General features: G+C 35.1%; 14 protein-coding genes. All 14 read right to left on the bottom strand.

What is annotated here, in order from left to right:
* Window positions 1-18: 18 nt before the first annotated feature.
* On the bottom strand, window positions 19-864 hold the full coding sequence (locus BUC31_RS04215; RefSeq protein ID WP_073241543.1) for an aldo/keto reductase: 846 nt from the start codon (window positions 862-864) through the stop codon (window positions 19-21).
* A gap of 12 nt (window positions 865-876) precedes the next feature.
* Window positions 877-2,100 carry a murein hydrolase activator EnvC family protein gene (locus BUC31_RS04210; protein ID WP_073241541.1) on the bottom strand — a complete coding sequence of 408 codons (1,224 nt, stop codon included), beginning with the start codon at window positions 2,098-2,100 and terminating at the stop codon, window positions 877-879.
* A 4-nt stretch (window positions 2,101-2,104) separates the two neighbouring features.
* A complete protein-coding gene (locus tag BUC31_RS04205) occupies window positions 2,105-2,890 on the bottom strand; it encodes a lipoprotein insertase outer membrane protein LolB1 (protein ID WP_084134940.1) in 786 nt (261 codons plus the stop codon).
* A complete protein-coding gene (locus tag BUC31_RS04200) occupies window positions 2,891-3,832 on the bottom strand; it encodes a tetratricopeptide repeat protein (RefSeq protein ID WP_073241539.1) in 942 nt (313 codons plus the stop codon).
* A gap of 16 nt (window positions 3,833-3,848) precedes the next feature.
* Window positions 3,849-4,283: a dUTP diphosphatase gene (gene dut, locus BUC31_RS04195; protein ID WP_073241537.1), complete on the bottom strand. Its 435-nt coding sequence runs from the start codon at window positions 4,281-4,283 to the stop codon at window positions 3,849-3,851.
* Window positions 4,280-5,740 (bottom strand): lipopolysaccharide biosynthesis protein, encoded by a 1,461-nt coding sequence (locus BUC31_RS04190; protein WP_073241535.1) that lies wholly within the window; start codon window positions 5,738-5,740, stop codon window positions 4,280-4,282. Before BUC31_RS04190 ends, dut begins: the two co-directional genes overlap by 4 nt.
* A 51-nt stretch (window positions 5,741-5,791) precedes the next feature.
* Window positions 5,792-6,232, bottom strand: a complete 441-nt coding sequence (locus tag BUC31_RS04185; RefSeq protein ID WP_139251890.1) for a hypothetical protein — start codon at window positions 6,230-6,232, stop codon at window positions 5,792-5,794.
* Between the two features lie 66 nt (window positions 6,233-6,298).
* Window positions 6,299-6,874, bottom strand: coding sequence for a hypothetical protein (locus tag BUC31_RS04180; RefSeq protein ID WP_073241531.1), 576 nt, complete (start codon window positions 6,872-6,874; stop codon window positions 6,299-6,301).
* Complete coding sequence (locus tag BUC31_RS04175; RefSeq protein ID WP_073241529.1) at window positions 6,867-7,361, bottom strand: RNA polymerase sigma factor; 495 nt, start codon at window positions 7,359-7,361, stop codon at window positions 6,867-6,869. The genes BUC31_RS04180 and BUC31_RS04175 overlap by 8 nt, the downstream gene beginning before the upstream one ends.
* Complete coding sequence (locus tag BUC31_RS04170; protein WP_073241526.1) at window positions 7,361-8,203, bottom strand: alpha/beta fold hydrolase; 843 nt, start codon at window positions 8,201-8,203, stop codon at window positions 7,361-7,363. Before BUC31_RS04170 ends, BUC31_RS04175 begins: the two co-directional genes overlap by 1 nt.
* Window positions 8,204-8,279: 76 nt before the next feature.
* Window positions 8,280-9,500: a TCR/Tet family MFS transporter gene (locus BUC31_RS04165; RefSeq protein ID WP_073241524.1), complete on the bottom strand. Its 1,221-nt coding sequence runs from the start codon at window positions 9,498-9,500 to the stop codon at window positions 8,280-8,282.
* Between the two features lie 142 nt (window positions 9,501-9,642).
* Window positions 9,643-10,506, bottom strand: a complete 864-nt coding sequence (atpG, locus tag BUC31_RS04160) for an ATP synthase F1 subunit gamma (RefSeq protein ID WP_073241522.1) — start codon at window positions 10,504-10,506, stop codon at window positions 9,643-9,645.
* 88 nt (window positions 10,507-10,594) lie between these two features.
* Window positions 10,595-12,175 carry a F0F1 ATP synthase subunit alpha gene (gene atpA / locus BUC31_RS04155; protein WP_073241520.1) on the bottom strand — a complete coding sequence of 527 codons (1,581 nt, stop codon included), beginning with the start codon at window positions 12,173-12,175 and terminating at the stop codon, window positions 10,595-10,597.
* 60 nt (window positions 12,176-12,235) lie between these two features.
* The gene (gene atpH / locus BUC31_RS04150) at window positions 12,236-12,775 is read right to left on the bottom strand and encodes an ATP synthase F1 subunit delta (protein WP_073241518.1); all 540 of its coding nucleotides are present in this window, start codon (window positions 12,773-12,775) and stop codon (window positions 12,236-12,238) included.
* Window positions 12,776-12,783 lie beyond the last annotated feature (8 nt).

The following is a 12,783-nucleotide window of genomic DNA, read 5'->3' as shown; positions in this document are numbered from 1 at the left end:
TATTGATAAAATTAGCTACTAAAAATTGAAGTTATCGGGATCTGGACCTGAACGTTCTCCTGTTTCCAAGCCATCTAGAAAAGTAATATCAGCTACAGACAACTCAAAATCAAAAATATCAGCATTAGATGCTATTCGTTTGGCATGTACAGATTTTGGAATAGCAACAATACCTTTTTGCAGATTATAACGCAAAATAATCTGTGCCACACTCTTATTGTATTTTTTAGCTAAGTCCGCACAAATATCTAATTCAAACACCTTACCCTGCATAAAAGGAGACCAAGACTCGTATTGAATTCCGTTTGAAGTACAAAAATCGATAAGGTCTTGCTGCACCAAGTACGGATGAAACTCCATTTGGTTGACCATAGGCACCACCTTACATTCGCTCATCAGATCTTCTAAGTGATGTTTTAGAAAATTACTTACTCCTATTGCCCTAATTTTCTTTTGAGCATACAGATATTCTAAAGCTCTCCAAGTTTCTTTGTACTTTCCTGCAACTGGCCAATGAATAAGGTATAAATCTAGGTAGTCGACACCCAAACGTTTTAAACTAGCATCAAAAGCTTTTAGTGTTTCATCATATCCTTGGTCAGTATTCCAAACTTTGGTCACCAAAAATATTTCACTTCTATCTATTCCGCTTTCGCGTATACCTTGCCCTACACCTTCTTCATTTTTATATGCTGCCGCAGTATCAATATGCCGATACCCTAATTGAAGTGCACTCTTTACCGCATCTACAACTTCTTGGTCATTATCTGATTGATAGGTTCCTAAACCTAAGTACGGCATCTTTACCCCGTTACGTAATTCAAAGCTTCCTTTAATATCTGATATAGTGTGTTGTTGACTCATTTTTATAAAGTTTTAAAGACGATACACCCAATCTTCTGGGTTAAGACGAGAGGTATCTTGGTATAAGTAAAATTTTAATCGGGTTTGACCATTGTTTTTATTGGTATAAACAACACCAAGCTCTTCTTTACTAGTTACCTTATCCCCTTTTTTTACATATAGCTCAGAAAGGTTGTAATAGGTGCTAATGAAATTACCATGTTTAATTTGAACACCTTTATTACCGCCAGGTACCGCCAAAATAGCGATGACTTCCCCTTCAAAAATGGCACGAGCTTTTGAACCTTCATCTGTTGCTATGATTACACCGTTACTTTGGTGCTTTATTCCCGGATAAACAGGATCAGCATAGACTCCGAATCCTTGACTTTTTATTCCCTTTTCTACTGGCCAAATCAATTTACCTTTATTTGCAGAAAAGTTATTTGCGATAACCGTAGCTTCGGGTGTTAATACAAATTTGCTTGAATTTTTAGTAGTACTTCCCGTTTTTTTATTGGATGCCGCAATAGCACTTCTAATCAATTTTTCTATCTGTTGATCTATTTTTCTAGATTCCTTCTTTTTCTTATCAATAGCACTAGTATACTTACTCTCATTTTTACGAATAGTACCTAATAATGCTTTTTGAGTCTGTATTTCAGCAAATAATTGATTTTTTGCTTTTTTGTTTTGCGCCAACAAAACCTCTTTTACTTTACGCTCTTCATTCAAATCTGAATTTAACCGCGAAAGCTCTTCTGTTTTAGCTAATATTTGAGCTCCTTGCTCTTTTCTATAGTCAGTATATTGCTTCATATACTGAAGTCTTTTAAAGGCTTGAAAGAAGCTTTCTGAAGACAATAAGAACATTAATCTATTTTGTTTTGATTTGTTCTGATATGACTTTTGAATCATTTTAGCATACTCGTCCTTTACTTCTTGCAGCTCATTCTTTAATTTCCCTATATTTCTGATGTTGGTATTGATCTGCCTGTTCAACAAGTTAGATTGTTGATTGGTAACTCGAATTAATTGTTGGCGTACAGTAATCTTTTTATCCAATGCTTCCATCTGATCCAAGACATTACCTTTCTCTTTTTTCTCAGCAAAAAGTAACCGGTTAATATCACGTATTTCAGTTTGCAGTTGCTCGCGTTTTTCCTCTAAGGCTTTTTGTTCACTTGTCTGCGCAAAAGTAGCAACTGTAGTGAACAGCACTAAAAGAAAAAGACCGTATTTAAGTTTGAACAACATCTTTTTAAAGCTCTATTTCATTAAATCCTTTTGGTATCGAATATGGAAAATTCACTGTTCCGTTCAATTCCAAACTTTTAAATTCAAGGTCAATATTATTTACCTTGTCTTTACTAATTGCCCTAACTATAATTTCATTGGGCAAAACTTCTTTATCTATACTCTGATAATTTTTATAGACAATCTCCAATAAACGTTTCTCTTGTGGTTGAGAAAGTTGTTGCATAGCCATTTTATAGTTTTTAGGCTCCAATTGAAATAGGGTTTTATATAAGGTTCCCTGTTGTTTTGGAGTAAGCCTGTACGTGTCTTCAGAGATACCTATATCATATTTCTCTAGTCGTAAGTCTACGATAGCTTGACCGGTCAATAAATTTTGTAAGATTGAAAAATCTACTTCAGTACCTAACAATTTACTTAAATATGAAAAATCACCATCAAAATATTCGTTCTCCAATTTATTATAAAAAGAAACTCTATCTGGTGTAATATATGCTTTTACAATACCCAAGGGTGCACTCATCCAAATGGCTTTGTCTTTTTCCATTCGTAAGCTTACCGAAACACTCTGAGAAGATTCACCATCAGAATAAGCAATTTTAACCCTACCTGCTAAGGTCTTAAATCCAGCTTCGTTTTGGTAATGCGCTTTTATCACCGATTTAGATGATAATTTTGCATCTACTGTACCTCCAGAAATCACCTTTGCACTTTTACAAGACGCCATAAAAACTACCGCGACCACTAGTAAAGCATATTTTATCTTCATCATACTCAAAAACTTCATCATTTAAAATCCTGATTTAATTTTACTAAGGTACATATTTGCTTTAGACGTATTATTGGTAGCCGTATATGCATTTGCCAATTCTTTATAAATAGCATTTTCTAATGTAGTATCATCAACTATGTAGTCTAAAGCCGTCTCTAGAATATCAATAGCATCTTTATATTTCAGCGCTTTGTTTAAAGCTGCTCCGTTGGCATAATAGAAATAAGGTTGAGAAGGGAAACGTTCCATTGCCTCTTCTGTTGTTTCAAGTAAAATATCATTGTTAGAACCGGCAGTAAGCAAGGTTTCAATTTTTGACTTATACCCATCTACACTATTTAAATCTCCAGAAGATTCCGTTCTTTCTACCTTTGCTACAGGTATAACCAACTTTTTTTGTTTCGCAATTGAGTCATTAATTTTCTGCTCTAAATACTTTTGTTTTTTTGACGTTTTAATTCCTTTTAAAACAGACTTTGCAGTAACGTAATCTGCGTTTAAAAAATAGATTTCTGCCAAATTACCCCTTAGTTCAATATTACTCCAAGGTAAATCTGCTTTCACCTCTTCTAGTACAGATTTTCTAGCATCAACAACATTAACAAGTGTTTCAGCGTACCAGTAATTTTCTGGTTCACCGTTTAATGCTTCTAGGGCATATTCTTGAGCGAGTATAAATTGTTTATCATACAAATGAAACTTGGCAAGTTCAAAAGTAACAACGGTATTTTGCGGCTGTAGACGCTTACATTCTAAAAAGTAGGTTATGGCACGGTCATAATTTCGTATTCCCATTTGCTTTAATCCTTCAAAAAAATTCTCTTGAAAAGTATCAGAATATTCTTCAAGAAATACTTCTGCACTTTGCTCTACTTCTAATTCTTGATTTTCTTGCGCATAGGACTGCATTGGTATATTACCAACACCGACAAGCAAGCACAAAAAAATCAACTTCTTCATATCTACAATTTAGAAACTACTTTACACCGGTACTACCAAATCCGCCTTCTCCTCTTGCAGTTTCAGATAGATTATCCACAAGATTCCACTCAGCGCGTTCATGCTTAGCAATGACCATTTGCGCTATACGTTCACCGTTTTCTACCACAAAATCTTCACTACCAAGGTTTATCAATATCACCCCAACTTCTCCTCTATAATCAGCATCTATTGTGCCAGGGGCATTAAGTACCGTTATTCCTTTTTTAGCGGCAAGACCACTTCTAGGTCTTACCTGAGCTTCAATACCTACCGGTAATTCAATAAAAAGACCAGTTGGTATAATGGCTCTACCTAAAGGTTGCAAAGTAACAGCTTCAGCAAGATTAGCTCTTAAGTCCATACCAGCAGAAGCACTTGTTTCGTAATGCGGCAAGTCGTGATTCGACTTATTTATGATTTTTATGTTCATCTATTTAAATATAATTTTTTAAGATTCTGAAACTCCAATTTATACACCAAGCCTAAGAACAGTAGTAATAACGGTATTCCAATAAAAAGATTCCTATCAAAAATGTAAAATGATATTACAGAAAACAAGATGGATACTACTAAATAAAAGATAATTTTTCTAAAGTTATACGGGATAGGATAATACATACGCCCGAAATAAAACGAAAGTAACATCATGGTGCCATAGGCTAATAAAGTTGCAACGGCTGATGCCATATACCCAAAATACGGAATGAAAATTAGATTGACAATTATAGTCAAAACAGCACCTATCATAGAAATATAAGCTCCAAATTTTGTTCGGTCGGTCACCTTGTACCAAACAGATAGATTGTGATAGATTCCTAGAAAGAAACTTGCTAATACAATTAAGGGAACAATTGGCATTGCATCCCAATATGCTTCATTTAACACTAAAAACCGCTTTAAAACATCTGCAAAGACAACAACTGTAAGCAATATTACACTACCCATAACAACGAAGTAGTTGGTTATTTGCGCATACGCCTTTTGCGGATTCTTGGTGTCTGAGTGGCTAAAGAAAAATGGCTCAATACCCATACGAAAGGCAGTAGCAAATAGTGTCATAAAAAGTGCCAATTTATAACATGCTGAATATTTACCCATTTCACTTTTTGCAATACCTACAGGCAACAATTCAGAAAGTAAATACCTGTCAAATACTTCATTGATAGTAAATGCTACACCGGCAACCATAACTGGCATTGCATAACGAACCATTCTTTTCCAAAGATCCTTATCGAACACATAAGGTCTACGAATGTAGACCCTAATCATCAACAATAAAGTAACTCCGCTTGCAAACAGATTTGCAATCAAGATATATGGAATTTCGTAATCAGGCTTATAAAAAGATTGTAGAAACCCTTCTGAAGTTCCTTCTGCCATCTTAGGTAACAGAATCAAGAAAAATAAAGTAAGACCTAAGTTAAGCGATACATTAAGTATTTTGACTATTGCGTAACGCATTGGTTTTTCATTTGCTCTAAGCCATGCAAAAGGTATAATTGCCAAGGCGTCTAGTGCTAAAATTCCTAACACATAATTCATGAAAGGCAAATCAATATTTAAAGCTAGGGATAATTTCTCCTTGAAAAAGACACCTATTAGTACCAATAAAGCTGTAGAGCCCATGATAGACAATAATGATGTACTAACGACTTTCTTTCTATTTTCTGACTCCTTGTAAAAACGGAAAAAGGCAGTTTCCATTCCGTAGGCTAAAAAAACATTGAAAATTGCAAACCAAGAAAAAATAAGAGTTACTTCTCCATACTTCCCTGGTGCCATTACATCTGTATAAATGGGCACAAGTAAAAACGAAATCATCCTAGGCAAGACAGTTGCCAAGCCATAGATTGCAGTTTGTTTAAAAAGTTTTTTGAGTGGATTCAAGCACTATACATTCAGGCGATAAAAGTACCTATTAAAAGCCTAGTTACAAAGTTAGTTTTTGGGTGCGTCCTTATAAATTAATGGTTGCTTTTGTTTTATGCCATTTACTTTAGCATATTTCATTTCTCCATCTTCATTATAACTTATAACAGCCTCATCTGTATCTAATTTTAAATCTAATGTTTCAGATGATTCAGGATTGTTATTAGGTATTCTAACTACAATCATGTTTTGATTATCTACCGTATTCACAAATGCCTTTACCTGCTTACCACGAAAATAAACTTCATATAATTCGATATCAGAATTTTCAAGTAATGAAACCGGAATACGTAATTCAGTACCAGAACCGCTTTCTTCTCGTCCGCCAACATAGGGTTGGCTACTAGCTTCACCAATTTTGAACGGAGTTTCCGTTTGTAGTTTTTTCTGCGAGGTGCAACTGGTTAAACAAAGACAGAAAAGTAAAAAGTAACTAAGTACGTATTTCATTAGACCCATATTATTCTTATAAAGATAATAAGTAATATGGGTTTAATAAGTCATTTAACATGGCTATCACAAATTAATGGCTTCATCATCCAATTGTAATTGTTTCAATTTATAGAGTTCATTCTTTACTTGTTTGTATAAAAACACAGAGAACAGCACCAAAAACGCGACTGATGAACATAAAATATATAGATAAAACCCATGCGATAAAGTGGCTTTAAATAAAGGCAATAAAATAATAAACCCAACGGTATAAACACCTATTGTCAATGGTGTGATTAAGTAATGGACGTACTTTCTAAAACTATAATAATGGGTTAAATCATTGCGAAAAGTATTTGACTCTTTGCTGAAATTTATAGTTCTTAACTTTTTTAAGCTATATAACTCAACAGCTATTCTAACCACCAAACTACCAATCATTAAGCCTATTCCAAGTAAGAAGGTAGTACTATTATATCCGGAAACATAAAGGAGAAACGCAACCAGAATAATAATAGTGATGGTTAAAACAATATTACCTGTTCTTTGTTTTTGTTCTATGGATTTTACACTTTTTAAAAGCGATTGAAATCCGTCTTCAGTGGCAGAAATTGTAGTTTGGTTCTGCCATTTATTCTGTAAATCTTCAAAATTATTCATTGTGGACACATTTTGTAAGTTGTTGTTTTATTCTATGTATTCTAGTACGGATAGCTTCATACTTAATTCCCATGATCTCTGAAATTTCTAGCTGGGGTAATCCTTCTAACTCCAATAAGATTATAGCTTTATTAGTGCTACTTAATTTATTGATGCATTTATAAAGCTGAACCAGCATATCTTCCTTATCAGTAGCATTGTCGCTAGCATCGCTAACCTGAAGACTATCAATTTGCAGGTTTCTATCCTTTTTGCGTTCCCGTCGTATTTCTGCCAAGCATGTGTTCACGCAAATTCGGTAGATCCAAGTTGAAAGTCCGCTTTCATTTCTAAATCCTTCTAAATTCTGCCACACTTTAATAAAAGTTTCTTGAGCTAAATCTTTGGCAAGAGCATCATTACCTACCGTATACCCCATACACAATCGCATAACTTTAGGATAGTTTTCTTCGTAAATCTTCTGATATGTAATTTCTTTAGACCCCATTAATCGTTCAACGCATTTTTAAGATTTTCGATAAACCATTGTGGTTGATCATACATGATAAAGTGAGATGACCCATTAGCAAATTCAATGGTGTATTCTACAAGCGCTTTATACTGTAGTTCATAAGTAGATTTTGCCATATCCAAACCATAAGGTTCTGTAGCGGCCAAAATAGTAACCGGTGAATTTATCTTAGCCAAATCTTCACGTAAATCTAACTTTAATAAATCTGTATATCCATAGACATAGGTTTCACGATCTGCCTGAATCATCCAATTTTTAATTTTTTCTTGATTCAATTTTTCTTTGGTCATACTACTCGCCATTTGCTGTGCCATAGCTTCAAAATCGGCATCGTTCATAGCTAATAGCTGTTTATTATATGGCGAATCATACACCATATACTCACTTTTAAAATTGGGCATCATTAAAGCACCCGTTGATGGTAAAGCATCAACAATTATCAGTTCTTTAAATGAATTGCCATCTGCTGCCATCCACAATGCCAAAGCACCACCTAAACTATGACCTAGCAAAACAGGATTTTCTAATTTATTTTGTGAAACGTATTCCAAAATATCTTCTTTAATTTTTGGTAACCATGGTTTTTCAATTGCCGGTACATCTCCAAAGCCCGCAAAAGTAAATACATGGCATTCGTAATTCTTTGATAGTTCGTTTACGGTCGCATTCCAAACATCGCCAGTACAAGTAAAGCCTGGAAATAATAGAATTGGGTCTCCTTCGCCTATGACATCAACTTCAAAAGTTTTGTCTTGCGCAGTTATTGAAAGTGAGGAAAGAATTAGCAATCCGAATAGTAAAATTTTAATTGTTTTCATCGTAAGAGTTTTTTGTTTTGTTCCCCCTTTAGATTTAAAAATTAAAAAATGTTACATCCTAAATTGAAAAAAGATTTTAATCTGGCTCTACATCCATCCTTTTTATAGCTGTGGACGCTAAAATAAAAGCCGCTAAGAGAAATACTGCCGCAAGAGCATATGGTGCTCCAGGAAAGTAAATTGATGCCTCAGGACGTATAAAATAATAAAACACGGGCGCAAAGATGAATTGCCCAAGTATAGCCGTAATACTAACTAGACCGGTAATTGATCCTTGTAAAATTCCCTGTTCCTTTTCAGACACTTGGTTAGAAATTACGCCTTGCACAGTAGGACCAGCAATACCGCCTAATGCATACGGAATTAAGAACGCATAAAGCATCCACGGTTCTTTAGCGAAAGAAAATAAGAACATACCAACCGTCCATAACAAAAATCCGAATGTAATTACTTTTCGTTTTCCAAACTTCTTTACAATCTTACCTACTAAAAACCCTTGTACGATTGCAACTAACAAGCCTACGACCATTAGCGACAATCCTATTTGTTTTGGAGTCCAATCATATCGCTCAATTCCGTAATATGACCATGTTGATGGCAAGGCCTGACCGGCAAGATTTGCCAAGAAGAAGGCGGAAATCAATAATAAAATACCTTTATAATTTCGTAATGCAAACAAAGAAACTCCCGGAATCATTTTTGAAAAATTTATCTGTCTTCTATTTTCAGGAGCCAAAGATTCTGGAACAAAGAAATAGCCAAAAAGAAAGTTGGCAAATGTTAAGCCTGCAGCTATGTAAAATGGAAGTCGAATATTGATCTCCCCGAAAAATCCCCCAATCCCGGGACCGATTATAAATCCAATTCCGAATGCTGCACCAATTAATCCAAAGTTCTTTGCCTTATTTTCTTTGGTACTTACATCAGCAATATATGCAGAAGCAACGGTAAAACTAGCACCAGTTATTCCCGCTAAGAAACGACCTAAGAATAACCAAGTAATTGTTGGCGCCCAAGCGTGAATTAAATAATCTATACTAAGACCTAAAAGCGCTAAAAGTAATATGGGTCTTCTACCAAATCTATCGGATATTTCACCTAGTACCGGAGAAAACAAAAATTGCATACCTGCAAATGCTGTGGTCAGCCACATACCATAGATAATTGCCATGTGATTACCCTCACCCGTTAATTCCATTATCAATTCGGGAATAATAGGTAAAATAATACCGATACCTATTACATCAACAAGAATTGTAATAAAAATAAAGAGTAAGGCTGTTTTGTTAGATTTCATGGTCAAGACAAAAGTCGGGTAAAAAAAGTAATCTTAAAGCTATAAAAGCAAAAACCCCACTTTTAGGTGGGGTTTTAAATTCAATATATTTTCAAGCTTTAAATGACTACATTTAAGTCAGTCATTAAATACAATAGAAGTATTAGTTATTCAATGCTTCTGCACCACCAACGATTTCTAAAATCTCGTTAGTAATAGCTGCTTGTCTTGCTTTGTTGTACGTTAATTTCAATTGATCACGCATTTCTGTTGCGTTATCGGTTGCTTTGTGCATTGCAGTCATACGTGCACCGTGCTCACTAGCGAATGAATCTCTAATTCCTTTATACAATTGTGTCTTTAAAGATTTAGGAATCAATTGTTCTATGATTTCTAATTTCGTAGGTTCAAAAGTATAATCTGCACTTGCAGTTACTTCAACTTCTTCTAATGGAACAATAGGTAAAAACTGCTCTGTCATTACTATTTGAGTAGCTGCATTTTTGAATTTGTTATATACAATTTCAATACGGTCATAAGCACCTTCAGTAAAAAGTGCCATTAAACTCTCAGCAATATCAGCGACATTATCAAAGGTTAAGTCATCATAAACACCACTGTGATTAGCGATAACATTAAAACGTTTCCCTAGAAAGTCATTTGCCTTTTTTCCAACAGCAACAAAATCTACCGATTTACCAGCATAAACATTGTCTGCTAGATTAACCGATTGCTTTAAAATATTGGTATTAAAAGCTCCACAAAGACCTCTGTTAGAAGTAACGGAAACAATTAAAACCTTGTTCACAATACGATTATCGGCATAAACACTACCAGAATCACCTTCTAAACTAGCACTTAAGTTTTGTAATAGTTCAGTTAATTTATCTGCATAAGGTCTCATTGCCGTAATAGCATCTTGGGCCTTTTTCAATTTTGCAGCAGATACCATTTTCATAGCACTGGTAATCTGCATCGTTGAAGAAACCGATGAAATCCTATTACGTATCTCCTTTAAATTTGCCATTTTATTCAGTATTTAGTAAGTAGTACAAAGTATTAAGTATTAAGTAATTATAACACTTTGTACCAACTACTCAGTACTCAGTACTTTTTTAGTTCTTATATTTCGCAGAAAGCTCTTTACATACAGAAGTCAATGTATCAGTAACCTCATCGGTTAATTTACCTGCCTTCAATGTATCAAGAACACCTCTGTGCTTAGCGTTCAAAAACTCTAAGTAATCACGTTCAAATTCTTTTACTTTCTCTACAGGTACATCTCTTAACAAGTTCTTAGAACCTGCGTAGATAATTGCAACCTGATCTTCAACAGTATAAGGATCGTTTTGTGCTTGTTTTAATATTTCAACGTTTCTACGCCCTTTTTCAATAACGTTCAACGTAGCTGCATCTAAATCTGAACCAAACTTAGCAAAAGCTTCCAATTCACGGAACTGTGCTTGATCTAGTTTCAAAGTACCTGCAACTTTCTTCATTGATTTAATCTGAGCGTTACCACCAACACGAGATACAGAAATACCTACGTTAATTGCTGGCCTTACACCTTGGTTGAATAAATCTTGCTCTAAGAATATCTGTCCGTCAGTAATAGAAATTACGTTCGTTGGGATATAAGCAGAAACATCACCTGCTTGTGTTTCAATAATTGGCAAAGCCGTTAAAGAACCACCACCTTTTACCATTGGCTTTAATACCTCTGGCAAATCATTCATTTCTTTTGCAATATCATCATCATTGATAACTTTTGCTGCACGCTCTAATAATCTAGAGTGTAGGTAGAAAACATCACCTGGATACGCTTCACGTCCTGGTGGTCTTCTTAACAAAAGAGAAACCTCACGGTAAGCTACCGCTTGTTTTGATAAATCATCATATATAATTAATGCAGGACGACCTGTATCACGGAAATACTCTCCAATAGATGCCCCAGTAAATGGTGCATATACCTGCATTGGTGCTGGATCAGATGCATTAGCAGCTACAATAGTAGTATATGCCATTGCTCCTTTATCTTCCAATACTTGTGCAATACCGGCAACAGTAGATGCTTTCTGACCTATGGCAACATAGATACAGTAAACAGGCTCACCAGCATCATAAAATTCTTTTTGGTTTAGAATGGTATCGATACAAACTGTAGTCTTACCAGTTTGACGGTCACCAATAACAAGTTCTCTTTGACCTCTACCAACTGGGATCATAGCATCAATTGCTTTAATACCAGATTGCATTGGCTCAGTTACAGGCTCTCTGTAGATTACCCCTGGAGCTTTACGCTCTAATGGCATCTCATAAGTATCACCAGCAATAGGTCCTTTACCATCGATAGGGTTACCTAAAGTATCAACAACACGACCAACAATTCCTTCACCAACTTTTACAGAAGCAATTCGTTGCGTACGTTTTACCGTATCTCCTTCACCAACAGATTTAGAAGGTCCTAAAAGAACCACACCAACGTTGTCTTCTTCAAGGTTCAAAACGATACCTTCAAGTCCACCTTCGAACTCAACTAACTCTCCGTATTGAGCATTAGCTAATCCGTAGATTCTTGCGATACCATCACCTACCGTTAATACAGTACCTACTTCGTCTAAAGTAGCGGTAGCATCAAATCCTGATAATTGTTTCTTTAAAATTGCTGATACTTCAGCGGCTTTTACTCCTGCCATTTTTAATTAGATATAAGATATTAGGCGATGAATGTAACCATCCGAAGCCTTATATAGTTATTATAGACTATTTGAAAATTCTCTTTTTAAATTATTAAGCTTGTTGCTTACGCTAGCATCATACTGTAAATCTCCTACCCTTAAGATGAAACCTCCAATTATACTTTCGTCAACTTTACTTTCAATGGTAACCTCATTACCGGTAAGTGCAGCAACTTTCTTTAATATTTTTTTCTCCATTGCAGCATCTAATGGCACAGCAGTTGTAACATAAGCTACATCTTTACCCTTTAATTGCTCATTGATAATAATGTATTTTAAGGCAACTTCGTTTAGCATTCCTAAACGTTTGTTGTCTACCAACATATTAATAGCACCTTCTGTAATAGAATGACTGCCCTTAAAAATTTCAAGTAAGGCATTCTTTTTCATAGTACCAGAAACAACCGGACTAGCCAGCACATCTCTAAGTTCTTTACTACCTGAAATAGTAGCGGCGATTGAACGCATATCTTTCTCAACAGCATCCAAGGCTTTGTTTTCCTTGGCCATATCCAATATTGCCTTTGCGTAACGTAATGCAGCTCTAGATTCGCTCATTATTTCTT

Origin of the sequence: Maribacter aquivivus (genome assembly GCF_900142175.1) — a bacterium.
GTDB classification, from domain to species: Bacteria; Bacteroidota; Bacteroidia; order Flavobacteriales; family Flavobacteriaceae; genus Maribacter; species Maribacter aquivivus.
Note: the sequence above shows the minus strand (reverse complement) of the source record. Positions and strands in the feature narration are given on the sequence as shown.